This is a genomic window from Bradyrhizobium altum, from assembly GCF_020889705.1.
GTDB classification, from domain to species: Bacteria; Pseudomonadota; Alphaproteobacteria; order Rhizobiales; family Xanthobacteraceae; genus Bradyrhizobium; species Bradyrhizobium altum.
The window spans coordinates 1-25,279 of the sequence record NZ_JACMYP010000130.1 but is presented as its reverse complement, the minus strand read 5'-3'; the positions used below and the strand labels follow the sequence as shown (position 1 = coordinate 25,279).

The following is a 25,279-nucleotide window of genomic DNA, read 5'->3' as shown; positions in this document are numbered from 1 at the left end:
TTCAGCGACGATCACCAGCGGCTTGCCGGTCTGCACCACGGCCTCGAGCAGCGGCAGCAGTTCGTTCAGCGAGGAGAGCTTCTTCTCGTTGATGAGGATGTAGGCGTCGTCCATCTCAACGCGCATCTTGTCGGCGTTGGTGACGAAGTAGGGCGAGATGTAGCCGCGGTCGAACTGCATGCCCTCGACGACGTCGAGTTCGGTCTCGAGCGACTTGGCTTCCTCGACCGTGATCACGCCCTCATTGCCGACCTTCTTCATGGCGTCGGCGAGGAACTTGCCGATCTCGGCATCGCCGTTGGCCGAAATGGTGCCGACCTGGGCGATCTCCTCGTTCGAGGTGACCTTCTTCGAGTTCTTCTGGAGGTCGGCAACGACGGCTTCGACCGCGAGGTCGATACCGCGCTTCAGGTCCATCGGGTTCATGCCGGCCGCGACCGACTTGGCGCCTTCGCGCACGATCGCCTGGGCGAGCACGGTCGCGGTGGTGGTGCCGTCGCCGGCCGCGTCAGCGGACTTGGAGGCGACTTCGCGCACCATCTGGGCGCCCATGTTCTCGAACTTGTCCTCAAGCTCGATCTCCTTGGCGACGGTGACGCCGTCCTTGGTGATGCGGGGAGCGCCGAACGACTTTTCGAGCACGACGTTGCGGCCCTTGGGGCCGAGGGTGACCTTCACCGCGTTGGCGAGGATGTCGACGCCGCGCAGCATCTTGTCGCGCGCATCAACGGAGAATTTGACTTCTTTAGCTGCCATCTGGGTTTTTCCTTGAGAGATTTAACCTGGGAGGGGAAGAGGCGCTTAGGCCGCCTTCTTCTTGGAAGCGGGGACGTCGAGCACGCCCATGATGTCGCTTTCCTTCATGATCAGCAGGTCTTCACCGTCGATCTTGACCTCGGTGCCGGACCACTTGCCGAACAGGACGCGGTCGCCGACCTTGAGGTCGATCGGGATCAGCTTGCCAGCTTCGTCGCGGCCGCCCGGACCAACGGCGGTGATTTCGCCCTGGGAGGGCTTTTCCTTGGCGCTGTCCGGAATGATGATGCCGCCAGCAGACTTCTCTTCGGCGTCGATACGCTTGACCACGACGCGGTCGTGAAGCGGACGGAATTTCATGCAGTCCTCCTAAATATTTGCGGATGCTGTTGATTTTTGGAGTGTTAGCAGTCCAGCCCAGCGAGTGCCAGACTGGCTGGGCAGGAGATAGGCCAAGCCTTGGCGGCGGGCAAGAGCCTCTAGCAGAAAAATTGGCACTCGCGAATGACGGCTGCCAGAAGGATGCCAAGATCATTTCGGCATCCTTAATGCCGCCCAGCGGGCCACCGGGGCTATTAGCAGATGCGGTAAGGTGCTGCTAACGCAAGAAATTTCAACAACCTATTAAACATTTAGGCTTGAGATGGGTTAGTCGCGTGCGTCACATTTCTCTCATGTGAGCGCATCCATTGCCGGTGGTCCGGCGGGGAAGGTCGGCCACCATGTGAATGCGCTCCGTCACAGGAGGTTGGCATGGTCTCGCGAGTTGGTGGGGTTGTTTCCGACGATTTCCGGAAGCAGTTGCTGGGGTATGGGCTGACGACGGCGCAAATCCTGTATCGGATGCCGGACCACCCCTCGTTGCTGCAGACCTATGTCTGGCAGAACTACGACCTGTTTCCGAAATTTCCGGCGCTGCAGGATTTCCTCGCCTTCTGGCAGCAGAAGCTCGAGGGCCCGCTGTTCTCGGTGACGGTGGCGCATTCCAAGCTGGTCAAGCCGGCCGAACTGCACGCCGTCGACGGCGTGTTCCGGCTGCATTGATCCGCAAAGGGGGCAAGGGAAGCGAGGCGCGGCTTGCGCCTTTGCCCACCTTGCGCGGCGCGACTTGTGTTAGCCTCGCCCGTCACAAAAAGACGGGAGGCGAACAATGGCCAAGAAGACGGCATCGAGATCCGCAGCCAAGACCGCGGTGAAGAAGAAATGGTCGGGGCTTGGCGCCGGCACCAAGAAATCGTCCGCGAAATCGTCCGCGCGCAAGACGATCAAGTCCAAGGGGCGCGTCACCGCGGCCAAGAAGAGCGCGCCCAAGGCAGTAACCAAGGCAGCAAGCAAGGCGCGGCCGAAGCAGCGCGTCGCCATCAGCCATCACCGCGAAGAGGATTTCAAGGCCGACGGGCTGCGCGCCTATGCCAAGTACCGCGACCTCGGTATTGCCGCAGCATCCCATGGCCTCGCGCAGGCGCATGTCATCCGGCTGCAGGGACCGTGCAATCCGGACGAGGTGTCGAAGCTGCACTTCCACGACGTCGAGTTCCAGATGGTCTATGTGCTCAAGGGCTGGGTGAAGACCTACATGGAAGGCGAGGGCGAGACGCTGATGAAAGAGGGCAGCGCCTGGACCCAGCCGCCACGCATCCGGCACATGATCCTGGACTACTCCGACGACGTCGAACTGCTGGAGGTGATCCTGCCGGCCGAGTTCAAGACGGTGGAGTTGAAGGCGTAGCAAACCGTCGTCATTCCCCGCTGCGCAATTGCGCACCTGAGGGCGCGCGCAGCGCGAGCCCGGAATCCATTTCTCCACCTGGCTTGCTTGATGGATTCCGGGTTCGGCGCTGCGCGCCGCCCCGGAATGACGCAGGTAAATTCGCATCAGCTTTGTAGCCCGGATGGAGCGAAGCGAAATCCGGGATTCGCGCCCGCAGTCGGACCGCCCCAGATTGCGCTCCGCTCCATCCGGGCTACGGCTGCGTCAGCATCCCCACGATCGCTCCCATCAGGCAGGTCGTCAGCGTGCCCGAGACGATCGACTTCAGTCCGAGCGCGTTGATTTCGTCGCGCCGCCCGGGCGCCATGATGCCGAGGCCGCCGATCATGATGCCGAGGCTCGCGAAGTTGGCGAAACCGCACATCGCGTAGAGCATGATCAGGCGCGAGCGCGGATCGAGCGCGTCTGGGCCGAGCTTCGACAAATCGACATAGGCGATCAGCTCGTTCAGCACGGTCTTGGTGCCCATCAGGCTTCCGGCCGTGATCGCCTGCGGCCACGGCAGGCCCATCAGCCAGCACACCGGCGCCATGACGTAGCCAAGCAACCGCTGCAACGAGATCCTGGCGCCGCCGATCTCCGGCAGCAGGCCGATGATGGCGTTCGCCAGATACACCAGCGCGACCAGCACCAGCAGCATCGCGATGATGTTCATCAGGAGCTCGAGCCCGGCGGCGGTGCCCTTCACTATGGCGTCCATCGTCGACGACACCTGCACGTCGGGATCGTCGAGCGATCCGCCGGTGCGTTTGTCTGTTGTCTCCGGCACCATGATCAGGCTGACCAAAATTGCGGCCGGCGCGCCGAGCACCGAGGCGATGACGAAATGCGCGGCCGCATCGGGGATCAGCGGCGCCAGCAGCGTGGCATAGAGCACCAGCACCGTGCCGGCGATCCCGGCCATGCCGCCGGTCATCACCAGAAACAATTCGCTGCGGGTGAGCTGCGCCAGATAAGGGCGGATGAACAGTGGAGCTTCGACCATGCCGAGGAAGATGTTGGCCGCGGTCGAGAGCCCGACCGCGCCGCCGACGCCGAGCGTGCGCTCCAGGATCCAGGCCATTCCGCGCACGACCGGCGGCAGCACGCGCCAATAGAACAACAACGTGGTCAGCACGCTCATGACCAGCACGATCGGCAGTGCCTGAAATGCCAGGATGAAATCCGAGCCGGGCGCCTTGGGATCGAACGGCGCCGGGCCGCCGCCGACGTAACCGAACACGAAGGCGGTGCCGGCGCGCGTCGCGGCGGCGATGGTGCCGACGGCATCGTTGATCGCGCCGAACGCCTGCGTCACCAGCGGCACCTTGATCAGCACCAGCGCGGTGACGATCGTGACGATGAGCCCGATCGCCGCCTGCCGCAGCGACACCTTCAGGTGATTCTCGCTCAACGCCCAGGCGATCAGAAGCAACGCCACCACGCCGAACGCCGATTGCAACTGCAGCATCATGCCCCCAAGAACCCTCGTGCGATTATGGGCAGGGGCCTCGCGCAGCGCAATGCTGTTGCGCGTTCTCTTTCCCGCCATTGACAAGTTGCAGGTGCTCGGTCACGCCATCATCCATGTCCTCCGTCACATCGGCCGGCGCCCGCGATCTGCTCGGCCACAGACCGTTCCTGTTTTTTCTGTCGTCGCGCAGCCTGTCGCGCTTCTCCAGCCAGATCGGCGCGGTGGCGATCGGCTGGCAGATCTATGATCTGACCGGCAGCGCATTCGACCTCGGCATGGTCGGACTGGTGCAGTTCCTGCCGACGGCGCTCTTGGTGTTCGTCGCGGGTCACGCTGCCGACCGCTTCGAGCGCAAGCGCGTGGTGCAGGCCTGCCAGGTCGCGGAAGCGCTGACCGCATTGTTTCTCGCCGGAAGCACTTTTGCCGGCACCATCTCCGAAATCCAGATCTTCGCTGCGACCTTCGTGCTCGGGATCGCCGGTGCATTCGAAAGCCCGGCAACCGCGGCGCTGTTGCCGCTGATCGCGCCGCAAGGCTCGCTGCAGCGGGCGACCGCAATCTCGAGCGGCGCGGCGCAGGTCGCGACCATCACCGGACCCGCGCTCGGCGGCTTCGCCTATGCGCTGATGCCGAGCGCGCCATATGCCGTGATGATGGTGTTCTGGCTGTTCGGCGCGCTGCTGACCGGCGGCATCGGCCGGCTGCGGCAGGCGGCGGCAAAGGATGGCGCATCGGACGACCTGTATGCCGGCGTCACCTTCGTGCGCAGCAATCCGGCGATCCTCGGTACCATCTCGCTCGATCTGTTCGCGGTGCTGTTCGGCGGCGTCACGGCGCTGTTGCCGATCTATGCGCGCGACATCCTGCAGACCGGCCCGCTCGGCCTCGGCATCCTGCGCGCCGCGCCCGCGGTCGGTGCGCTCTTGATGACGATGGTGCTGGCGCGGCACACCATCAACCGCCGCGTCGGCATGCGCATGTTCCAGTCGGTGATCGTGTTCGGCGTCGCGACGGTGGTGTTCGCGCTGTCGCACTGGATATGGCTGTCGGCGCTGGCGCTCGCGGTGCTCGGCGCCGCCGATACGATCAGCGTCGTGATCCGCTTCTCGCTGGTGCAGCTCGCCACCCCCGACGAGATGCGCGGCCGCGTCGGCGCGGTGAACTTCCTGTTCATCAACGCCTCCAACCAGCTCGGCCAGTTCGAGAGCGGCGTCACCGCGGCGCTGCTCGGCGCCGTGCCGTCAGCCGTGCTCGGCGGCGTCGCGACAGTCGCGGTCGCGCTGCTCTGGATGAAGCTGTTCCCGACGCTGCGGAATGTCGAGAAGCTGGAGTAGGGGGCTATCCCCAGCCGTCATTGCGAGGAGCGAAGCGACGAAGCAATCCATCTTTCCCCGCGGGGATCGATGGATTGCTTCGCTTCGCCCGCAATGACGGTACATAATTTCGGAATAATGGAAAAATATCGCTGATTTGCCCGACGTGTCAAGTTGCGGTGTCGAACGCCGGGTAGCTGCCGGCTACTTTGCATGGGGTTGTTTTCGATATTTTGGCGGTGGGCCTTGGAAACGGCATGGCCGGGACAAGCCCGGCCATCCCAACGTGATAGTCCTGCCGAAAGCAGGGAGAAGAAGATCAGCCCCGGCCGACGAACGGCATCTTGGTCGCCATGACCGTCATGAACAGCACGTTGGCGTCGAGCGGCAGGCCGGCCATGTAGGCGACGGCATCGCCGACCGCCTTGGCGTCCATGCGCGGCTCGTGCTTGGTGGTGCCGTCCGGCTGCAGCACGCCGGGACCGTTGACCATGCGGTCGGTCATCGGGGTCGCGGCATTGCCGATATCGACCTGGCCGACCGCGATGTCATACATGCGGCCGTCGAGGTTGGAGGCTTTGGTGAGGCCGGTGATGGCGTGCTTGGTCGAGGTGTAGGCCGCCGAGAACGGCCGCGGCGCGTGCGCCGAGATCGAGCCGTTGTTGATGATGCGGCCGCGCGCGGCTTCTGGTCCTTCATGATGCGGAAGGCATGCTGGGTGCACAGGAACGGCGCGGTGAGGTTGGTGTTGACCACGGCCTGCCACTGCTCGAGCGGCAGATCCTCGAAATTGACCGGCGGCGCGCCCATGCCGGCATTGTTGAAGAGCACGTCGAGCCGGCCGTAGGTCGCCTTCACCTTGTCGAACAGCGCGGCGATCGCGGCCGGGTTGGCCATGTCGGCCGAGACGCACAGGCTCTTGCCGGCGGGACCGAGCTTGGCGGTCTCTTCCAGCATTTCGATGCGGCGCCCGGCGAGCACCACGGTATAGCCCTTGTCCATCAAAGCGAGCGATGCTGCACGTCCGACACCGGTGCCGGCGCCGGTCACGAGCGCGATCTTGCTGGTTGCTTCGGTCATCCGAGTTTCCTCTTACTTGGTTTTTGCTTCGGTTTCGTTCTTGTAGGGTGGGCGTGGAATGTTCTGGTGCGCCGCGCGCAGCGCTGCCGACCAGCGCGAGCGCAGGTCGTGGAAATAGGGCTCGCCGGCCTCGATGCGGTGGTTGAGGTCCGCCTCGCAGGCGTCAGTGCGCACCACCAGCACGTCGATCGGCAGGCCGACGCCGAGATTGGAGCGCATCGTCGAATCCATCGAGATCAGCCCGGTCTTCAACGCCTCGTAGAGCTCGACGTCGTAATGCATGGCACGGTCGAGCACCGGCTTGCCGTATTTGTGCTCGCCGATCTGCAAATACGGCGTGTCGGTGGTGCATTCGATGAAGTTGCCGGCGGTGTAGACCATGAACAGGCGCATCCGCGAGCCCTTGATCTGGCCGCCGAACAGGAATGAGACGTCGAAGGAGATATCTTCGGAACGCAGCGCATCGCCCTCGGTGGCGTGCACCGACCGGATGGCGCGGCCGATCCGCTGCGCCGCCTGGAACATGGTCGGCGCGTTCATCAGCGTCTCGAGCTCGCCGGTGTGCGGATCTTCCATGCCCTCGGTCAGGGTCGACAGCACCGACTGGCTGATCGCCAGATTCCCGGCGCTGGCGATCGCCATGATGCGGTCGCCGGGCTTTTCGAAGATGTGCAGCTTGCGGAAGGTCGAGACGTTGTCGAGGCCGGCATTGGTGCGGGTATCGGCGATCATGACGAGGCCGTCGCGCACCAGAATTCCGCAGCAATAGGTCATTTGCAGTCCTCAAACGGTCCGAGTTTCTCGGCGCCAAACGTGTAGCCAATTTCGAGGTCGCATCCAACCCTAATTCCCCGTGACGGGACATCAGGTGGCCGGTCGAGAGGGGCCGGCGACGGTCCGCACGAGGCCCTTTTCGACCGTTGGCCGCCTGAGAATCCCGGTCCGCGCCAAGGCCTCGTTCTGCGTTGCACGCAGCCGGCAATGATCTGCGCTCCCGTGTCATTGCGGGGCACCTGGCGTTGTGGTCGACTGCCCACAACCGACAACAACAAGAAATTCCGGGAGGCGAGAATGTCGTTCAAACTGGCCACGTGCATCATGGCATTGGGCGCAGCAGTGATGGCTGCGAGCCCTGCATCGGCGCAGAAGAAGGGCGGCACGCTCCGGCTCTATCACAACGACAATCCGCCCTCGACCTCGCTGCTCGAAGAGTCCACCATCGCCTCGGTGATGCCGTTCGCGGCGGTCTTCAACAACCTCGTGGTGTTCGATCCGGCCAAGGTGCACGAAAGCATCGACACCGTGATTCCCGATCTCGCCGAGAGCTGGTCGTGGGACCAGACCAACACGAAGCTCACCTTCAAGCTGCACCACGGCGTGAAGTGGCACGACGGCCAGCCGTTCACGGCCAAGGACGTGCAATGCACCTGGCGGATGCTGATCGGCAAGAGCGAGACCCAGGACTTCAAGCGCAACCCGCGCAAGGTCTGGTATTCGAAACTCAGGGACGTCAGCATCAATGGCGACGATGAAGCGACCTTCGACCTGAGCGAGCCGCAGCCTGGCTTGCTGGCGCTGCTCGCCAGCGCCTTCTCGGTGGTCTATCCGTGCCACGTACCGCAGCAGGTGATGCGCACCAAGCCAATCGGCACCGGGCCGTTCAAGTTCGTCGAGTTCCGCCGCGGGGATTCGATCCGCCTCGTCCGCAATCCCGATTACTTCAAGAAGGACCGGCCGTATCTCGACGAGATCACGGTGCGCTCGATCGACAGTCGCGCCACGCGCATGCTGGCGTTCGCGACCGGCGACTATGACATCACCTTTCCGTCGGACGTCAGCATTCCCCTGATGAAGGACGTCAAGGCGCGGGCGCCGAACGCGATCTGCGAGATGACGTCGACCAATCTGCAGATCAATCTCTTGGTCAACCGGGTCAATCCGCCGTTCGACAATCCGGAGATCCGCAAGGCGATGTCGCTGGCGCTCGATCGCAACGCCTTCAACAGCATCCTGTTCGAAGGCACCGGCCGGCTCGGCGGCGCGATGCAGGCCAAGCCGGAAGGCGAGTGGGGCGTGCCGCCGGAGATATTGTCGACGCTGATGGGCTACGGCGCGGATACCGAGAAGAACCTCGCGGACGCGCAGGCGATCATGCAGAAGCTCGGCTACAGCGACGCCAAGCCGCTGTCGATCAAGATCCAGACCCGCAATCTGCCGACCTATCGCGATCCGGCGGTGATCCTCGCCGACCAGCTCAAGAAGATCTACATCGTGGCCGAGCTCGATATCCTGGACACGCCGCGCTGGTACTCGCGGCTGCAACGCAAGGATTACACGATCGGCCTCAATGTCACCGGCGTCAGCGTCGACGATCCCGACGGCAATCTGGTCGAGAACTATTCCTGCAACTCGGAGCGCAATTACACCCAGTATTGCAATGCCGAGGTCGACAGACTGCTCGCCGCGCAGTCGCGCGAGGTCGACAAGGACAAGCGCCGGACAATCGTGTTCGACATCGAGCGCCTGCTGGTCGACGACGCGGCGCGGCCGGTCATCCTGCACTCATCGGCCGGCAATTGCTGGCAGCCCTACGTGAAGAACTTTCGTCCGCACGACAACAGCCAGTACAACAATCTGCGTTTCGAGGACGTCTGGCTGGACAAATAGTGCGTGCTGCCCCGCTGGCGACGACGTGCGCCGTCGCCCTGCGCACACGCGGAGCGCTCGCGCCGATCGCCGGGTGCCAGAATAGCGACGGCACCCGTAAGTCAGGCCGCGCCGAGATCCATCGGGACATCCGAAGCCGCTACGGAAGCTCGGATATCAGCTTGGTCCACTCGGCTTCGGGCCACGCCCGTGAGGTGCAGGTCCGTATGTTTCCCTGCGAACTGAGGGCAAGCGCCAGCTTTGTGATGTGGTCGCCGAGAGGCGCTTCGGCGAGGAGAAGGATGTCATGCTCGCCGGAGGTGAGATAGACCTCCTTGATTTCGACACCGAGCGTCTTGGCGAGTTCTCTCGCCGCTCGGCTGCGCTTGGGAGCGTCCCTGACGTTACGAATTCCCTGGTCGGTCCAGTCGATCCTCACTATGAATGTCGCCATGTCGTCCTCCAAGGGTTATGCATTTCCCTTGTCTGCCGCGCGCGCGGCAGGCCAACTTGCTTCATGTTGAAGTTGAGGGAGCGCCACATAAGGCAGGCGCTGCTTTCAGACTGAGATGCCTGCCGACGGCCTGACCGCTGCCCGTTCCGTCAAACGGAGACGTCGGCCCGTCCCGTCTCAAAGGGCAGCTCGGCACAGATTACGCTATGTCGTTTGCTGGAGAAAGAGGGCTCCCCGCGTTGTGATCGCAAACGCGGCGCATGAGGGCCGCAGAAAGCCTTCGCGTGCAGGGCTGCCATCCGGTGCAAATCAGGTGTGAGTGTAGTCACCCGGTCTCAATCCGAGCGCTTTGACAGCCGCTTCGGGAAGCGGTCCCCACGCTTCGACCCTTTCATTCGGGGCCATCATTTCCGCAATAATTGCCGTGGCCCTTGCCGCATCTCCTTCAGCCACGAAGAAGACCGAGCGAACAGGCGGGCCTCCGTCCAACGGCTCAGTCGTTACGAGAACAACCTGACCATTTGCCATGCTCTCATATACTGCTATTGCGGCGCCGTTTCCATGGATCTCATCGATCGATCCCAGCGATCCGGCCGCCGACGCAGGTGCCAATAGCGAAGCTGCTCCGGTATTGCATCGTCGCGGCTCGAACACCAAATAGCAGAACGTGGGACGCAGAACCGCTCCAGGAGCGAGAGCGTGGCCAGCAAAAGAGCAAGCGAAGAGCTCCCCGTCATTGCGCGCTTTGAGGTGCGCCGCCGCAACTACCTCGCGCCGGACGGCTCGACAAACCGGCCGCTTCCCGCCTTCGCCACCGATGCCAAGCTGCTCGTCGAGCTGTACCGGTCCATGGTGCTTCTGCGCCTGTTCGACCGAAAGGCTGTTGCGTTGCAACGCACCGGCCGGCTCGGAACCTACGCCGTTTCGCTCGGCCAGGAGGCGGTGTCGGTCGGGATTGCGAGTGCGATGCGGGAAGAAGACGTTCTGCTGCCGTCCTATCGCGACAATGGCGCGCTGCTCTGGCGCGGTGTCAGACTAGAGCAAATCCTGCTGTTCTGGGGCGGCGACGAACGGGGCAATCAATTCTCCGGGCCCGTCCATGATTTCCCGTTCTGCGTTCCCGTCGGATCTCAGGCGCCGCATGCCGCCGGCGTGGCCTATGCCTTCACGCTGCGCAAGCAGCCGCGCGTGGCCGTCTGCCTGTTCGGCGACGGCGCCACCTCGAAAGGCGATGTCTACGAAGCGATGAATTTTGCCGGCGTGCACAAATTGCCGGCCGTCTTCGTTGCCACCAACAATCAATGGGCCATATCGGTACCGTTGCGGCTGCAGACCGGATCCGAAACGCTGGCGCAGAAGGCGATTGCCGCAGGGTTCACCGGCGAGCAGGTCGACGGAAATGACGTGGTGGCGATGCGGGCGGCAGCGGAGGACGCCATTGCTGCTGCCCGAGACGGCAAAGGCCCTCGCTTCATCGAAGCGGTTACCTACCGGCTCGGCGATCACACCACCTCCGACGATGCGTTGCGCTATCGTTCCGCCGAAGACGTCCAGGCCCATTGGAAGGAAGAGCCGATTGCGCGCCTCAGGTCCTATCTTGTGAGCCAGAAAATGTGGACCAAGGCGGAGGAGGAGCAGCTTGCCGCCGAGTGCCATGAGCGCATTGAGGCGGCGGTCGAACGCTATTTGACAACGGCGCCGCGCCGACCCGAGACCATGTTTGACCACCTCTATGCCGATCTGCCCGAGCCGTATGCGGCGCAACGCCACGAACTCGCGGGAGAGAGCGATGCCTGAGGTGACGTTGGTCGAGGCCATCAATCTGGCGCTCGGCCGCGCGATGACGGAGGATCACGATGTGGTCGTGCTGGGCGAAGACGTTGGCGTCAATGGCGGCGTGTTCCGCGCGACGGCGGGCTTGCAAAGGCGCTTCGGTGCGGAGCGCGTCCTCGATACGCCGCTTGCCGAACTCCTGATCAGCGGGCTCTGCGTCGGCATGGCCGCGCAGGGACTGAAGCCCGTCGGCGAAATCCAGTTCATGGGATTCATTTATCCCTGTCTCGATCAGCTGGTGAACCACGCATCACGGATGCGCAACCGAACCCAGGGACGGCTCACCTGTCCGATGGTTCTACGCACGCCGCATGGTGCCGGCATTCGCGCGCCCGAGCATCATTCCGAAAGTACCGAGGCGATGCTCGCCCACATTCCGGGCTTGCGTGTCGTGATCCCTTCGTCGCCGGAGCGCGCCTATGGACTTCTCCTCGCCGCGATCCGCGATCCAGATCCGGTGGTGTTCCTGGAGCCGACGCGGCTGTACCGCGCGGTGAAAGGCGAGGTGGAGGACAACGGCGAAGCCTTGCCGCTTGATGTCGCCTTTATCCTGAGGGAAGGTCGCGACGTCACGCTGATCAGCTGGGGCGCGATGTTGAAGGAAACGATGGCCGCAGCAGACACGCTAGCCGACGAGGGCATCGCTGCCGAGGTCGTCGACCTCGCCACGCTCAAGCCCTACGATGAAAACACCGTGCTCGGTTCGGTCGCAAAGACCGGGCGCTGTGTCATCGTGCACGAGGCGGCGCACACCGGCGGATTTGGCGCGGAGATCGCAGCCCTGATCGCCGAGCGCGGACTATCCGCGCTGCTCGCACCCGTGACCCGCGTCACCGGCTACGACGCGATCATCCCGATGGCCCGCCTTGAGCAACGCTACATGCCGTCGGTCAGACGCATCGTGACCGCAGCCCGAAAGGCGTGTCAGTACAACTGAACACCAGCGGACCTCGTCCCATGCGCCAGTTCACGTTGCCGGACCTTGGTGAAGGTCTTGAAGAAGCAGAGATCGTCACCTGGTACGTCAACGAGGGCGACCACGTCGTGACCGACCAGCCGCTTGTTTCGGTCGAGACCGACAAGGCGGTGGTCGAGATACCGGCGCCGTCGAGCGGACGCATCGCGCGCCTGTTCGGTGCCAAGGGCGATATCGTGAAGGTTGGCGCGCCGCTCGTGGAGTTTGCCGAAGGCGCCGGGGAGGACACCGGTACGATTGTGGGTGAGCTCGGCACCGGCGAGCAACAGCCGGCGGCAGCCACTCCTTCGACGCCGCCCAGTGGGGAGGCAGCTCAGGCGTTTCCGGCGGTGCGCGCCCTCGCGCGCAAGCTTGACGTCGCGCTCGATCTCGTCGAGGCGACGGGGCCCGGCGGCACCATCACGCGGGCCGATGTCGAGAGGGCGGCGAAGCGGATGTCTCACGGCGGACCCGCCGAGCCGCTGCGCGGCCTGCGCCGCGCGATGGCCCAGCGCATGATGGCGGCGCATGCGGAAATCGTCCCTGCGACGGTCACCGATGAAGCCGATATCAACGACTGGCGACAGGGCGAGGACGTGACAATCCGTTTGGTGCGTGCGATCGCCGCCGCATGCAAAGCAGAGCCCGCGCTCAATGCCTGGTATCATTCCGGCTCGGGAGAGCGGCGTCTGATCGAGCGCATCGATCTCGGCATCGCTGTCGACACCGGCAGCGGCCTGATCGTTCCCGTGCTGCGCAACGTCGCGGAGCGGAGCGTATCGGACCTGCGTGCTGGGCTCGATCGCCTGCGCGCCGACGCAATCGCGCGCGCGATACCCCCGGAAGAGCTGCGCGGTGCGACGATCACGCTGTCGAACTTCGGAATGATCGGAGGCCGCTTCGCCAATCTCATCATCGTGCCGCCGCAGACGGCGATCGTCGGTGCCGGGCGGATTTCGGAGCGCGTGGTCGCGCATCAGGGGCAGGTTGCAGTCAGACGCACGCTGCCGCTATCGCTCACCTTCGACCATCGGGTGGTGACGGGCGGCGAAGCGGCCCGTTTCCTGGTTGTCCTCAAATCCGACCTTGAGCGCATTTCCTGACTCCACGCAATCGCCCGTGATGCGACGGCGCATAGCGCCGACCGGGTGGCTGGCAGCGAGGGCGCGCGGGTAGGGTGCTGGTCTTCGGCCTACGACTGCGTCTGGCTCTGCCACTGCCCGGGGCGGCCGGCCTGGTCGACCTTGACCGCGACCGTCAGCGTCTCGTTGCCACCGCCATAGCGGGTGCCGCGGACCGGGGCGGCACCGAGATAGTCGAGGCCGATCGCGACGCGGGCATGGGCGTCGGTGGTGCAGATCCCGTTGGCGACGTCGAAGCCGACCCAGCCGAGGTCGGGCACGAAGGCCTCGGCCCAGGCGTGACCGGCCTGCTGATTGACCATGCCGTCGGAGCGCAGGAAGTGGCCGGAGACGAACCGCGCCGGAACGCCGCCGGCGCGCGCGCAGGCGATCAGGATGTGCGCGTAGTCCTGGCAGACCCCGCGCTTCAACGCGAACGCCTCGGAAGCCGAGGTGGCACTGTTGGTCGGGTCTTCGTCGAAGGTCATGTGCTCGTAGATCTGCACCATCACCGCGTGCAGGAAGCCGAGCACGTCGGCGCCGGCCTCCGCGCGCAGCTCGCGCACGAAACTCGTCATCGCCGGGTTGAGGTCGGTCAGCGGCGTGGCACGCAGGAACAGGCTCGGGGGAAACCGCTCGTCGGTGCCTTTCAGCACGCCGCCGGTGTCCTGGGTCTCGACCAGGCCCTCGCAATGGATCGTAAGGTCGGTGATCGCGCCGTGCGTCAGCACATGGGTGACGTTGCCGAACGCGTCCTCATGGGTGTCGAGCCGGGAATCGGTCGAGACGTCGATCTGCCAATCGGCGACATACTGGCCGTCATGGCTACCCGGCGTCATCCGCAGAATCTGGATCACGCCCGAGGCCGCCGGCTCGTAGCGATAGGTGGTGGTGTGGGCAATCCGCAGGCGCATGGCTCAACCGGGTTCAGTCGGTCTTCTGGGGCAGGAACATCATGCCCCGGGCACTCACGTCTTTCTTCCTAATCGGCCGCGAAAGCAAGACATGGGTGACCGGGATCAACCCGGTCATGACGACATTTTGAGCACTTTTCCCGCCGCGCGGTCAGATCAAATATTGCTTGGCGACGATCTCACCCAGCCGCGAATTATCCGCAAGGAACTCCTGGATGAATTCGTGCACGCCGTGCTGGAAGATATCGTCCATATGGCTGTGCTCGAGCCGATTCCTGATGCCGCGGGCATGGCGCTGGGCGGCGCCCTGGCGGCCATAGGCGACGCCGATCTGGTCCAGATTGCGCACCAGGTTGCTGTAGCAGCTGGCAAGCGACCGCGGCAGCGTGTCGTTGAGGATCAGGAGGTCGGCGATCAGCCAGGGCTTCAGGGTTTCCCGGTACACCCAGTGATAGGCGGTCGTCGCCGACACCGAGCGCAGGATCGAGGTCCACTGGTAGTAATCCAGCGGGCCGCCGACATGCTCCTCCTCGGGCAGCAGCATGTGATACTTGACGTCGAGAATGCGGGCGGTGTTGTCGGCGCGCTCGAGATGCACGCCGAGCCGCGAGAACCAGTAGGCGTCGTTGCGCAGCATGGTGCGGTAGGCCGAGCCGTCGAAGCGCAGCGAGGTCTCCTGCACGAAGCGCAGGAATTTCGCCAGCTCCTCGCGGTTGGCGGGACCCTTGTTCCAGACTGCCTGCAACTCGATCCACGATGAATTGATGGTGTCCCACATCTCCGACGTCAGCGCGGTGCGCACCGAGCGCGAATTGAGCCGCGCGGCCTCGATGCAGTTCTTGATCGAGGAGGGATTTTCCGACGCGAACGACAGATACTCGACGACGTTGCGCTCGTTGGCTTCTTCGTAATGGTCGTAGAAGGCCGCGCCGACACCGGCGGTGAGCAGCGCGGAATCCCACTCATTGGTCTTGCCGATATAGGCCGCGGGCAATGCGGTGACACGGAGCGTGGCGTCGATCGTGCGCGCGAGATACTCGGCGCGTTCGACATAACGGGCCAGCCAGAACAGGTTTTCGGCGGTGCGCGACAGCATGCTTTCAACTACTCGCTCAATATCCAGGTGTCCTTGGTGCCGCCGCCCTGGCTCGAATTGACCACGAGCGAGCCTTCCTTCAGCGCGACGCGGGTCAGCCCGCCGGGCACGATGGTGGTGTGGCTGGAGCCGGTCAGCACGAACGGGCGGAGGTCGACATGGCGCGGTGCCAGGCCCTTGTCGGTGCAGGTCGGGCAGGTCGACAGCGCCAGCGTCGGCTGGGCGATGAACCCCTCCGGCTCGCGCTTGAGCTTGTCGCGGAACGCCTCGATGGTCGCCTTGGTGGCGGCCGGGCCGATCAGCATGCCGTAGCCGCCCGAGCCGTGCACCTCCTTGACGACGAGGTCGGCGAGGTTGTCGAGCACGTAGGACAGATCCTGCGGTTCGCGGCAGCGCCAGGTCTGCACGTTCTTCAGGATCGGCTCCTCGCTGAGGTAGAATTTCACGATATCGGGCATGTAGGAGTAGATCGCCTTGTCGTCGGCGATGCCGGTGCCGACCGCGTTGGCGAGCGTGATGTTGCCGGCCGCGTAGGCCGACATCAGCCCGGGGACGCCGAGTGCGGAATCCGGACGGAAGGTGAGGGGGTCGAGGAAGTCATCGTCGACGCGGCGGTAGATCACGTCGACCCGCTTCAGCCCCTCGGTGGTGCGCATGAACACCTCGTCGTTCTTGACGATGAGGTCGCGCCCCTCGACCAGCTCGATGCCGAGCTTGTCGGCCAGGAAGGAGTGCTCGTAATAGGCCGAGTTGTAGACGCCGGGCGTCATCAGCGCGACCGTCGGCTCGGCCGAGGCGCTGTGCGGCGCCACCGACCGCAGCGCCGACAGCAATTCGTCCGGATAACGCTCCACCGGCGCGACACGGTGCCGCGCGAACAGGTCCGGAAACAACCGCATCATGATCTCGCGGTTTTCCAGCATGTAGGAGACGCCGGACGGCGTGCGCGCATTGTCCTCCAGCACGATGAAGTTGTCCGGATCGGTGCGGATGATGTCGATGCCGGCGATGTGGACGTAGATGTCGTGCGGCACGTCCTGGCCGTTCATTTCCGGCCGGAACACCGGGTTCTGGAAGATCAGGTCTTCGGGGATGATGTTGGCGCGCAGGATGTCGCGGCCGTGATAGATGTCCTTGAGGAACATGTTGAGCGCGAGCACGCGCTGCTTGAGGCCCTTCTCCAGCAGCGTCCACTCGGTCGCCGACATGATCCGCGGAATGACGTCGAACGGGATCAGCCGCTCCTGGGCCTCGGAATCGCCGTAGACCGCGAAGGTGATGCCGATCCGGCGGAACAGCAGCTCCGCTTCCTGGCGTCGATACTCGAGCGCATCCGGCGGCGTCTCTTTGAGCCAGCGGGAGAGCTCCTGGTAGGCCGGGCGGAGATCCTCGCCGAGGCCGTTCATCTCATCGAACGCGACTGCCATATATCCCGATTGCCCTCCCAAGCCATGTGACACAGTGCATGACTTGATGGGATGGTAGCAAGGGGCGGGCCAGCGCGATATGCATTGGCTTCTGGCATTTGCTAAGGGGGAGGCGGAAGGCCTGCCCGAAAAACCGGCTGAGGTCTGCTTAATTCGGCGGCAAAACCCCGTGACATCAAGGCATTGGAACGGCAATGTCAGGGGATCAAGTTTAAGGAAATGAGACCATGAGCGAGATCGTCACGGCGGGGATATTGGTGATCGGCGACGAGATCCTGTCCGGCCGGACCAAGGACAAGAACATCGGCTTCATCGCCGAATACCTGACCAATATCGGCATCGACCTGAAAGAGGTCCGCGTCGTTGCCGACGACGAGGCAGATATCGTCTCCGCCCTTGATGCGCTGCGGCATAGGTACACTTACGTGTTCACCACCGGCGGCATCGGGCCGACCCATGACGACATCACCGCCGACAGCGTGGCGAAGGCGTTCGGGGTCGATATCCACCATCATCCCGACGTGGTGGCGCGGTTCAGGGAGCGCTGGACCGAGCAGGATCTCAACGAAGCACGGCTGCGGATGGCCCGGGTGCCCGATGGCGCCGAGTTGATCCAGAGCGCGACCATCCTGGCGCCGGGCTTCAAGCTCGGCAACGTCATCGTGATGGCCGGCATCCCCACCATCATGCAGGCGATGATGGACATCGTGGCGCCGACCCTGAAATCCGGCGTGCGGATGTTGTCGGACTCGGTCCGCGCCGACGCGCGGGAAGGCGACATCGGCAGCCCGCTGCGGGCGATCGCGGAAGCCAATCCCGACACCATCATCGGCAGCTATCCGTTCCAGGACGAGAACCAGAAGCCGAACACGAATCTGGTGGTCCGCTCGCGTGATCCCGAGAAGCTCGCCGCCGCGATGGCCGCGGTGAAGGAGATGTTGAAGCAGGTGCAGGCCGCGCAGAAGAAGCCGGCGGGTTGAGGCGACATGGTTGAACGAAATTCTGAACAGAATGCGCAGGATCGGGCCGGTAGGCCGTTCCCGGTCTCGTGGGATCAATTCCATCGGGATTGCCGGGCGCTGACCTGGCGTCTCAACGAGGTCGGCCCGTTCCACGCGGTGATCGCGATCACCCGCGGCGGGCTGGTGCCGGCGGCGATCGTGGCGCGCGAGCTCGGCCTGCGGGTGATCGATACGGTCTGCGTCGCAAGCTACGACCACGACAAGCAGGGCGACCTGAAAGTGCTCAAGGGCATTTCGGAGCAGACCGCCAAGCTCGGCGGTGGCACCGGCAAGGGCCTTCTGATCGTCGACGACCTCGTCGATACCGGCAAGACCGGCAAGCTGGTGCGCGAGATGCTGCCCGATGCGCATTTCGCCACCGTCTACGCAAAGCCGAAGGGCCGCCCGCTGGTCGACACCTACATCACCGAGGTGTCGCAGGACACCTGGATCTTCTTTCCCTGGGACACCGCGCTGTCGTTCCAGCCGCCGATCCGCGACGGGGCGGCGTAGACGCGTCATTCCGGGGCGATGCGAAGCATCGAACCCGGAATCTCGAGATTCCGGGTCTGGTCCTTCGGACCATCCTGGAATGACGGTGGTGGATAATTGAACTCGCAATATGCCCCTGCAAAACCGCGTCACCCCGACAGGCGACATCGTCGCGTCAGAACATCGCGGCACCTTCACCGGCAATCGCGGCATCATCCACGATCCGGCGACCCGCGCATTGCTGAACAAGCGCTGGTCGAGCCCGGCCTGGCTCACCTGCGTCTGCGAGTTCAGAGGACGGCGGCGCGAGGTGATGAGCCGGCAGAGCTGGACCGAGCTGTTCTTCCTCGATGAAGCGACCGCCTTCGCGGCCGGGCATCGGCCCTGCTTCTACTGCCGCCGCGACGACGCCAAGCGGTTTCGTGCCGCGTGGGAGCAAGGTAACGGCGTCAGCGATCTCAGCGCCAAGGCGATGGATGCGGTGCTGCATGCCGAGCGGCTCGACCGCGGCAAGAAGCGGCTGCATCCACTGCCGATGCCGCTCGCCGCGCTACCTGACGGCGCGATGGTGCAGGCGAACGGCGAGAGCTACCTCGTTGCCATTGGCACGACCTTGCGCTGGTCGTTCGCCGGCTACGAGCGGGCCGACGTGACCGCTCCCGCGATGCTGCTGACGCCGCCCTCGACCGTCCGTGCGTTTCAGGCCGGCTATCGGCCGGTGCTGCATCCGAGCGCGGCGGCTGCTTTGGACTGAGCCGCCGGCGCGGCCCTTACGCCAGCCGCTGCCGTGCCAGTTTCGCGCCGGCGCCGAGCGCGATCAGCTTGGCTTCGGCGATGTCCCGCCGCATCGGGGCCATGCCGCAATTGGTGGTCGCGATGATGTTGCCCTTCGGCACATGTTTCGCGACGGCCTCGATTACCTTGACGACATCCTCCGCGGTTTCGACCTCGTCGCTGGCGACGTCGATCACGCCCGCCTGCACGATCTTGCCGGGGAGCGCCGCGAGCAGCTCGATCGGCACCTTCGAGTTGCGGCATTCGATCGCGACCTGCTGGATCGTGCTCTTGTCGATCACCGGGAAGGTCTCTTCATATTGCCGCCACTCGCCGCCGAGCGTCTGCTTCCAGTCGGTGTTGGCCTTGATGCCGTAGCCGTAGCAGATGTGCACGGCGGTGGCGCAGGTCAGGCCTTCGGCGGCGCGCTCCAGCGCCTTGATGCCCCAGTCGCGGACTTCATCCATGTAGACGTTGAAGGCGGGCTCGTCGAACTGGATCATGTCGACGCCGTCGGCCTGCAATGCCTTGGCTTCCTGATTCAACAGCTCCGCGAAGGCGAACGCCATCTTCACGCGGTCGCCGTAATATTTGTCGGCGATGGTGTCGATGATCGTCATCGGACCGGGCAGGGTGAATTTCAGCCTGTTCCTGGTGTGGGAGCGCGCGGCACGCGCCTCGCTCTCATGGACGCGGCCCTTGAGCTGCAGCGGCGCGACCACCTGCGGGACCATGGCTTTGTAGCGGTCCTTGCGGATGCCCATCTCGACCTTGTGGGCGAAATCGATGCCCTCGATCCGCTCCAGAAAACCGTGCACGAAGTGCTGGCGCGCCTGTTCGCCCTCGGTGACGATGTCGACGCCGGCATCCTCCTGCAGCTTGACCGCAAGCACCGTGGCGTCGCGCTTGGCGCGGGCGAGTTCGGCGCCTTCGGATTTCCACGGTGCCCACAGCATGTTCGGCTCGGCGAGCCATTCCGGCTTCGGCAGGGAGCCTGCGATCGTGGTTGGAAACAGCATGAGTGCCTCCCGGTGGGTTCTGATTGAGCGCCTGTGTGCCATGTCCTAGAGTGGAGGTACAGAACAACAAAAGTCTTTGTGAGGGGGAAGTGGACGCCGATGATCGACCTGCACTACGCGCCGACGCCGAACGGCTGGAAGATCTCGATCATGCTGGAGGAACTGGGGCTGCCCTATCAGGTGATCCCGGTGAACATCCGCGCCGGCGAGCAGTTCCGGCCCGAATTCCTGGCGATCAGCCCGAACAACCGCATCCCAGCGATCGTCGACCATGCGCCTGCCGACGGCGGCGGGCCGTTCTCGGTGTTCGAGACCGGCGCGATCCTGATCTACCTCGCCGACAAGGCCGGCCGCTTCCTGTCGAGGGAGCTGCGTGCGCGGTCGAGCGTCATCCAATGGGTGATGTGGCAGATGGGTGGCCTCGGGCCGATGCTCGGCCAGCACGGCCATTTCGCGCTCTATGCGGCCGAGAAGATTCCCTACGCGATCGAGCGCTACCGCGACGAGACGGCGCGGCTCTATGGCGTGCTCGACCGCCAGCTCGGCAAGACCGGCGCCTATATCGCCGGCGACGACTATTCGATCGCCGACATCGCCTGCTTCCCCTGGACCATGACCCACAAGGCGCAGGGCTTTACCCTCGACGATTACCCGAACATCAAGCGCTGGTACGCCACCGTGCGTGCCCGCCCGCAGGTGCAGGCGGGCCTTGCGATCGGAAAATTCGTCAAGGAGCCGTTTGACGAGGAATCACGCAAGAACATGTTCGGCCAGCGTGCGAAGGAGCTGGTGGAGAGGAAATAATTGAGTGTCATTCCGGGGCGCGACGAAGACGCGAACCCGGAATCCATAACCGCCATCGTAAGTATGGATTCCGGGCTCGCGCCAAGTGGCGCGCCCCGGAATGACGAAAGTAAGAGAACCACAAAAAAGGAAACGCCAATGATCGAATTCTTCTTCGACTGTTCCAGCCCGTGGACGTATCTCGCCTGGCACAACATCCAGCCGATCGCGAAGGAGTTCGACGCGCCGATCAGCTGGCGGCCGATCCTGGTGGGCGGCATCTTCAACACCGTCAATCCGTCGGTCTACGCGCAGCGCGAGAAGCCGGTGCCGCTGAAGGCGCGCTACATGAAGAAGGATCTCGGCGACTGGGCGCGCTCGGCCGGCCTTGCGATCAAGATGCCGCCGACCGTATTCCCGGTGAACAGCGTCAAGGCGATGCGCGGCTGCATCTGGCTCGGCAACGACAAGATGGTGCCGTTCGCGCGTGCGGTGTTCGAGACCTATTGGGGTGACGACAAGGACATCTCGCAGGATGCGGTGCTGACCGAAATCTGCACCAAGCTCGGGATCGATCCGGCGCAATTCCTGGCCGGCATCGGCGACCAGGCGATCAAGGATCAGCTCAAGGCCAACACCGAGGAGGTGATGGCGCGCGGTGGTTTCGGCTCGCCCACGATCTATCTCGACAAGACCGACATGTATTTCGGCAACGACCGCCTGCCGCTGATCCGCGAGGCGCTGGCCCGCCTCAAGGCGCGAGCCGCCTGATGCCGAAAGCTGTCGTTTGCCGCGAGTTCGGCCCGCCCGAGCGCCTCCAGCTCGAGAATTTTGCCTCGGTGCCTTTGCAGCCGGGGCAGGTGCGCGTCGCGATCCGTGCCGCCGGGATCAATTTTCCCGACATCCTGATGGCCGCCGGCGAGTACCAGCTCAAGCCGCCGCTGCCGTTCACGCCGGGCTCGGAGGCTGCCGGCGATGTCGTCGAGGTCAATGGAGCCGCCGGTGTCGCCGTCGGCGACAGGGTGATCGTCAAGATGCGCTTCGGTGCCTATTGCGACGAGACGGTTGCGACACCGTCGCAGCTCGTGCCGGTGCCGTCGACCTTCGACTATGCCGAAGGCGCGACCTTCCTTGCCGCGCACGGCACCGCGTATCACGCGCTGATCGACCGCGGGCAGATCAAGCCGGGCGAGGTGCTGCTGGTGCATGGCGCCGGCGGCGGCGTCGGGCTTGCCGCGGTCGAGATCGGCAAGCTGCTCGGCGCCACCGTGATCGCGGCGGCCTCGAGCGAGGAGAAGCTCGCGATCGCGAAGGCACGCGGCGCGGATCATCTCGTGCTCTACGCGCGCGAGCCGTTCCGCGATGCGGTCAAGCGTCTCACCGACGGCCGCGGTGCCGATGTGGTGTTCGATCCCGTCGGCGGCGAGGTGTTCGAGAACTCGATGCGCTGCATCAACTGGGGCGCGCGCATTCTCGTCGTCGGCTTCACCGGCGGCATCGGTCTTGCCCGCACCAATCTGTTGATGATCAAGGGCGCGAGCGTGCTCGGCGTCCGCGCCGGCGAGGCGGTGCGGAAGAACCCGGCGCTCGGCGAGGTCAGGGTCAAGGTGCTCAGCGAATGGGCTGAGGCGGGCCGGGTGCGGCAGAATATCTCACACCGGCTGCCGCTGGAAGACTACGCGAAAGCGATGCGGCTCCTGATCGAACGCAAGGCGATCGGGCGTGTGGCGCTGTTGATGCAGTAGCTTGTCATTGCGAGCGAAGCGAAGCAATCCATAGTCACCGTATAGCGATATGGATTGCTTCGTCGCTTCACTCCTCGCAATGACGGCTACGGCTTTGCGAATTTGCCTTGCCGCAAAAATACAATCGTCTGTGCGATCGCCTCGCGGTTGCGCACCAGCCAGGGATGCGAGGTGCGGATCACGATATGATCGGCCATGCCGTCGAGCCTGGTGTTGGCGACCGACACCCGGCCGTCATGCGGACGCGGCAGGCCCATGGACGTGATCGGATAGACCGAGCGGTTGCCGGCGACGATGCCGGCGGGATAGTCGATCGCTGGCAGCAATGCGCTGCTTGCGGCATCGCGGCGGGTGACGAGCTGCTGGCCGGCCGGACCGAAAAAAGCGCGATAGGCCGCGAGGTGTTTCAGGCGGTCGGCGATCTCGCTGCCGCCGTTCGGCGTGCCCAGCATCACGACGCGGCCGAGCCGCGCCGGGCGATATCTGGCCAGATAGACGCGGGCGAGCAGGCCGCCCATCGAATGGCAGACGACATGCACGGAGCCATCGAGGCTCTGCGCGAAGCGATCGAGTGAGGGGTGGATATCTTCGGCCAGCGCATCGAGCCCTTTGCGCCGGCTGTAATAGTCGAGATTGAGGGTGGCAAAACCGGCATCCTTGAGCGCCAGCTCCATCCTGCGAAACGAGCGCGCCGTCCTGCTGATGCCGTGCAGCAGAACGACGCCGTCAGGTGTGGACGCCGCGGGACGCCGTTCGCTCACTTATAGTCGCGCTCTTGCCACCACGGGAAATAGTCGGGCATGTCCGACGACACCTTGTTCTTGAACTGCGCGGGGCGCTTTTCCAGGAACGACACCACGCCTTCCTTGACGTCCTCGGAGCGGCCGCGGGCATAGATGCCGCGGCTGTCGACCTTGTGCGCCTCCATCGGATCGTCGGCGCCCATCATGCGCCACATCATCTGGCGGATCAGCGCCACCGACACCGGCGCGGTCTTGGCCGCGAATTCCTTGGCGAGCGCGCGCGCGGTCGGCAGCAGATCCTCTGGCGGCACCACCTTGCTGACAAGCCGACCCGCGAGCGCTTCCTGTGCCGGGAAGACGCGGCCTGAGTAGCACCACTCCAGCGCCTGCGAGATGCCGACGATGCGCGGCAGGAACCAGCTCGAGGCGGCCTCCGGCACGATGCCGCGCTGGGAGAACACGAAGCCGAAGCGCGCGGCTTCCGACGCAATGCGGATATCCATCGCAAGCTGCATGGTGACGCCGATGCCGACCGCGGGGCCGTTCACCGCGGCGATCACGGGCTTCAGGCACTTGAAGATACGCAGCGTCACCTGGCCGCCGCCGTCGCGCACCTGCGGATCGCTGTAGTCGACGCTGCCGTCGGCATTGCGCTTGACCGGACCGCGCCGCGCATCGCGGTCGAAGGTGTTGGCGCCGGACGACAGGTCGGCGCCGGCGCAGAAGCCGCGGCCTTCACCGGTCACGATGATGGCCCTGACGTCGTCATCCTTGTCGGCTTTGTCGAACGCGTCGATCAGCTCCTGCTGCATCGTGGCGTTGAAGGCGTTGAGCTTGTCGGGCCGGTTCAGCGTGATGGTCAGGATCTGCTCGGCGACCTCGTACTTGATCGTCTCATACGCCATGGGGATGATTTCCTCTCGGTTTCTTGAATGAACGGCGCTGGCGCGCGTCTCCATCCAGTTAACCCGGCAATCATCCCTTGTGAAGAAGTCGGATGCGCGGGTTTGGCTCCGCGCGTCCTGACTTGCGTTGAGGCGCTACTTCTTCGGCGGCGTGGGCCACGGCTTCTGCGGGCCGCGCAGGCCCTCGAACGCCTTGCCGATGCCGAGCACGCCGATGTCGTCGAAGCGGCGACCGATGATCTGGACGCCGATCGGAAAGCCCTTCTTGTCGTAGCCGCCGTTGATCGACAGCGCCGGGTTCTCCGACATATTCCACGGCACGGTAAAGCAGATGTGCTCGAACGGTTTTGCGGGGTCGTTGAGTGGTGCTGCGAATTCCGCCGGGAAGTTCACGACCGGAGACACCGGCGAGATCACGTAGTCGACGTCGCAGAACAGTTTTGCGGCGGCCGCGCGGATCGCCATCGTCATGTTGAAGCCGCGCACCACGTCGACCCCGGAGAGCTTGGCGCCGGCCTCGGCCCAGTTGAGGATGTAGGGCAGGGTCTTGTTGCGGTCGGCCTGCGACAGCTTCGACAGCTCGTCCCAGGTCCGCGCACGCCAGAAATTGTCGAGCCCCTCGAGCATCTCCGGCGTCAGGATGCCGTCGATCTCGGTGATGACGGCGCCTGCGGATTCGAACGCCTTCGCCGCCTTGACGGCGACCTCGCGAACCTCCTTCTCGACCTTCTGGCCGGATCCGGCGTCGAGCATCAGCCCGATCCGCAGCTTGCGGGGCGACTTCTCCAGCGCCTTCCAGTTCACCTCGAGCGCCGGCAGGCTCATGCCGTCGCGGCGGTCGGGACGCGACAGCACGCTCATCATCAGCGCAGCGTCGTCCACGGTGCGGGTCATCGGACCGGCGACGCGGCCGACATAGGGCGGATCGATCGGCACGCGGCCGAGGCTCGGCTTCAGGGCGACGAGGCCGCACCAGGAGGCCGGCAGCCGCACCGAGC

General features: G+C 64.4%; 25 protein-coding genes and 1 pseudogene. 13 read left to right on the top strand and 13 right to left on the bottom strand.

Going from position 1 to position 25,279, the window contains the following annotated elements; all coding sequences use genetic code 11:
- Positions 1 to 756: chaperonin GroEL (groEL, locus tag H8B02_RS27560; RefSeq protein WP_229169123.1), on the bottom strand; the 756-nt coding region annotated here is incomplete at its 3' end.
- Positions 757 to 801: 45 nt separating this feature from the next.
- Positions 802 to 1,116, bottom strand: coding sequence for a co-chaperone GroES (locus tag H8B02_RS27555; protein ID WP_229169122.1), 315 nt, complete (start codon positions 1,114 to 1,116; stop codon positions 802 to 804).
- 393 nt (positions 1,117 to 1,509) lie between these two features.
- Between H8B02_RS27555 and H8B02_RS27550 the strand changes: the two genes are divergently transcribed.
- Together H8B02_RS27550 and H8B02_RS27545 are read left to right on the top strand one after the other, a co-directional pair.
- The gene (locus tag H8B02_RS27550; RefSeq protein ID WP_229169121.1) at positions 1,510 to 1,800 is read left to right on the top strand and encodes an usg protein; all 291 of its coding nucleotides are present in this window, start codon (positions 1,510 to 1,512) and stop codon (positions 1,798 to 1,800) included.
- A 106-nt stretch (positions 1,801 to 1,906) separates the two neighbouring features.
- Positions 1,907 to 2,485 carry a cupin domain-containing protein gene (locus tag H8B02_RS27545; protein ID WP_229169120.1) on the top strand — a complete coding sequence of 193 codons (579 nt, stop codon included), beginning with the start codon at positions 1,907 to 1,909 and terminating at the stop codon, positions 2,483 to 2,485.
- Between the two features lie 235 nt (positions 2,486 to 2,720).
- Here the strand turns inward: H8B02_RS27545 and H8B02_RS27540 are convergent, their stop codons facing one another.
- Complete coding sequence (locus H8B02_RS27540) at positions 2,721 to 3,977, bottom strand: NupC/NupG family nucleoside CNT transporter (RefSeq protein ID WP_229169119.1); 1,257 nt, start codon at positions 3,975 to 3,977, stop codon at positions 2,721 to 2,723.
- Between the two features lie 116 nt (positions 3,978 to 4,093).
- Here H8B02_RS27540 and H8B02_RS27535 point away from each other — a divergent pair, with 116 nt between their 5' ends.
- On the top strand, positions 4,094 to 5,314 hold the full coding sequence (locus H8B02_RS27535; protein WP_229169118.1) for an MFS transporter: 1,221 nt from the start codon (positions 4,094 to 4,096) through the stop codon (positions 5,312 to 5,314).
- Between the two features lie 298 nt (positions 5,315 to 5,612).
- On the opposite strand, the pseudogene H8B02_RS27530 reads toward H8B02_RS27535, so the two are convergent.
- A pseudogene (locus H8B02_RS27530) lies at positions 5,613 to 6,295 on the bottom strand (SDR family oxidoreductase).
- A gap of 90 nt (positions 6,296 to 6,385) precedes the next feature.
- Positions 6,386 to 7,147, bottom strand: a complete 762-nt coding sequence (locus tag H8B02_RS27525) for a proteasome-type protease (RefSeq protein WP_050406373.1) — start codon at positions 7,145 to 7,147, stop codon at positions 6,386 to 6,388.
- Positions 7,148 to 7,444: 297 nt separating this feature from the next.
- On the opposite strand from H8B02_RS27525, the gene H8B02_RS27520 reads away from it, so the two are divergent.
- Complete coding sequence (locus H8B02_RS27520; protein WP_229169117.1) at positions 7,445 to 9,040, top strand: ABC transporter substrate-binding protein; 1,596 nt, start codon at positions 7,445 to 7,447, stop codon at positions 9,038 to 9,040.
- A 139-nt stretch (positions 9,041 to 9,179) separates the two neighbouring features.
- Here H8B02_RS27520 and H8B02_RS27515 read toward each other — a convergent pair whose 3' ends face one another.
- Complete coding sequence (locus H8B02_RS27515; protein ID WP_229169116.1) at positions 9,180 to 9,473, bottom strand: GYD domain-containing protein; 294 nt, start codon at positions 9,471 to 9,473, stop codon at positions 9,180 to 9,182.
- 699 nt (positions 9,474 to 10,172) lie between these two features.
- Here H8B02_RS27515 and pdhA point away from each other — a divergent pair.
- Genes pdhA through H8B02_RS27500 form a run of 3 tightly spaced genes read left to right on the top strand, consistent with a single transcriptional unit; the run spans position 10,173 to position 13,364 of the window.
- Positions 10,173 to 11,270 carry a pyruvate dehydrogenase (acetyl-transferring) E1 component subunit alpha gene (pdhA, locus tag H8B02_RS27510; protein ID WP_229169115.1) on the top strand — a complete coding sequence of 366 codons (1,098 nt, stop codon included), beginning with the start codon at positions 10,173 to 10,175 and terminating at the stop codon, positions 11,268 to 11,270.
- Positions 11,263 to 12,243 carry an alpha-ketoacid dehydrogenase subunit beta gene (locus tag H8B02_RS27505; protein ID WP_229169114.1) on the top strand — a complete coding sequence of 327 codons (981 nt, stop codon included), beginning with the start codon at positions 11,263 to 11,265 and terminating at the stop codon, positions 12,241 to 12,243. The genes pdhA and H8B02_RS27505 overlap by 8 nt, the downstream gene beginning before the upstream one ends.
- A gap of 20 nt (positions 12,244 to 12,263) precedes the next feature.
- Positions 12,264 to 13,364 carry a dihydrolipoamide acetyltransferase family protein gene (locus H8B02_RS27500; RefSeq protein ID WP_229169113.1) on the top strand — a complete coding sequence of 367 codons (1,101 nt, stop codon included), beginning with the start codon at positions 12,264 to 12,266 and terminating at the stop codon, positions 13,362 to 13,364.
- An 89-nt stretch (positions 13,365 to 13,453) separates the two neighbouring features.
- Here H8B02_RS27500 and H8B02_RS27495 read toward each other — a convergent pair whose 3' ends face one another.
- The 3 genes from H8B02_RS27495 to H8B02_RS27485 all read right to left on the bottom strand — a co-directional run bounded on the left by H8B02_RS27495 (position 13,454) and on the right by H8B02_RS27485 (position 16,819).
- Complete coding sequence (locus H8B02_RS27495; protein ID WP_229169112.1) at positions 13,454 to 14,296, bottom strand: transglutaminase family protein; 843 nt, start codon at positions 14,294 to 14,296, stop codon at positions 13,454 to 13,456.
- Positions 14,297 to 14,447: 151 nt separating this feature from the next.
- A complete protein-coding gene (locus H8B02_RS27490) occupies positions 14,448 to 15,392 on the bottom strand; it encodes an alpha-E domain-containing protein (RefSeq protein ID WP_229169111.1) in 945 nt (314 codons plus the stop codon).
- An 8-nt stretch (positions 15,393 to 15,400) separates the two neighbouring features.
- Positions 15,401 to 16,819, bottom strand: a complete 1,419-nt coding sequence (locus tag H8B02_RS27485) for a circularly permuted type 2 ATP-grasp protein (protein ID WP_163161604.1) — start codon at positions 16,817 to 16,819, stop codon at positions 15,401 to 15,403.
- Between the two features lie 227 nt (positions 16,820 to 17,046).
- On the opposite strand from H8B02_RS27485, the gene H8B02_RS27480 reads away from it, so the two are divergent.
- The 3 genes from H8B02_RS27480 to H8B02_RS27470 all read left to right on the top strand — a co-directional run bounded on the left by H8B02_RS27480 (position 17,047) and on the right by H8B02_RS27470 (position 19,066).
- The gene (locus H8B02_RS27480; protein ID WP_229169110.1) at positions 17,047 to 17,799 is read left to right on the top strand and encodes a competence/damage-inducible protein A; all 753 of its coding nucleotides are present in this window, start codon (positions 17,047 to 17,049) and stop codon (positions 17,797 to 17,799) included.
- A gap of 6 nt (positions 17,800 to 17,805) precedes the next feature.
- Positions 17,806 to 18,333, top strand: a complete 528-nt coding sequence (gene gpt, locus H8B02_RS27475) for a xanthine phosphoribosyltransferase (protein ID WP_092115219.1) — start codon at positions 17,806 to 17,808, stop codon at positions 18,331 to 18,333.
- 109 nt (positions 18,334 to 18,442) lie between these two features.
- Positions 18,443 to 19,066 carry a hypothetical protein gene (locus H8B02_RS27470; RefSeq protein WP_229169109.1) on the top strand — a complete coding sequence of 208 codons (624 nt, stop codon included), beginning with the start codon at positions 18,443 to 18,445 and terminating at the stop codon, positions 19,064 to 19,066.
- Between the two features lie 16 nt (positions 19,067 to 19,082).
- On the opposite strand, the gene H8B02_RS27465 is transcribed toward H8B02_RS27470, so the two are convergent.
- A complete protein-coding gene (locus H8B02_RS27465; RefSeq protein ID WP_229169108.1) occupies positions 19,083 to 20,105 on the bottom strand; it encodes a methionine synthase in 1,023 nt (340 codons plus the stop codon).
- 99 nt (positions 20,106 to 20,204) lie between these two features.
- Between H8B02_RS27465 and H8B02_RS27460 the strand changes: the two genes are divergently transcribed.
- The 3 genes from H8B02_RS27460 to H8B02_RS27450 all read left to right on the top strand — a co-directional run bounded on the left by H8B02_RS27460 (position 20,205) and on the right by H8B02_RS27450 (position 22,633).
- On the top strand, positions 20,205 to 20,909 hold the full coding sequence (locus tag H8B02_RS27460; protein WP_229169107.1) for a glutathione binding-like protein: 705 nt from the start codon (positions 20,205 to 20,207) through the stop codon (positions 20,907 to 20,909).
- A 138-nt stretch (positions 20,910 to 21,047) separates the two neighbouring features.
- Positions 21,048 to 21,659, top strand: coding sequence for a 2-hydroxychromene-2-carboxylate isomerase (locus H8B02_RS27455; RefSeq protein ID WP_229169106.1), 612 nt, complete (start codon positions 21,048 to 21,050; stop codon positions 21,657 to 21,659).
- Complete coding sequence (locus H8B02_RS27450; protein WP_229169105.1) at positions 21,659 to 22,633, top strand: NADPH:quinone oxidoreductase family protein; 975 nt, start codon at positions 21,659 to 21,661, stop codon at positions 22,631 to 22,633. The genes H8B02_RS27455 and H8B02_RS27450 overlap by 1 nt, the downstream gene beginning before the upstream one ends.
- Positions 22,634 to 22,719: 86 nt before the next feature.
- Here H8B02_RS27450 and H8B02_RS27445 read toward each other — a convergent pair whose 3' ends face one another.
- From H8B02_RS27445 to H8B02_RS27435, 3 genes are all read right to left on the bottom strand, one after another.
- Positions 22,720 to 23,394, bottom strand: a complete 675-nt coding sequence (locus tag H8B02_RS27445; RefSeq protein ID WP_229169104.1) for an alpha/beta hydrolase — start codon at positions 23,392 to 23,394, stop codon at positions 22,720 to 22,722.
- Positions 23,391 to 24,281 (bottom strand): crotonase/enoyl-CoA hydratase family protein, encoded by an 891-nt coding sequence (locus H8B02_RS27440; protein WP_229169103.1) that lies wholly within the window; start codon positions 24,279 to 24,281, stop codon positions 23,391 to 23,393. Before H8B02_RS27440 ends, H8B02_RS27445 begins: the two co-directional genes overlap by 4 nt.
- 135 nt (positions 24,282 to 24,416) lie before the next feature.
- On the bottom strand, positions 24,417 to 25,279 hold an 863-nt coding region (locus H8B02_RS27435; RefSeq protein ID WP_249795568.1), incomplete at its 5' end, for an amidase family protein.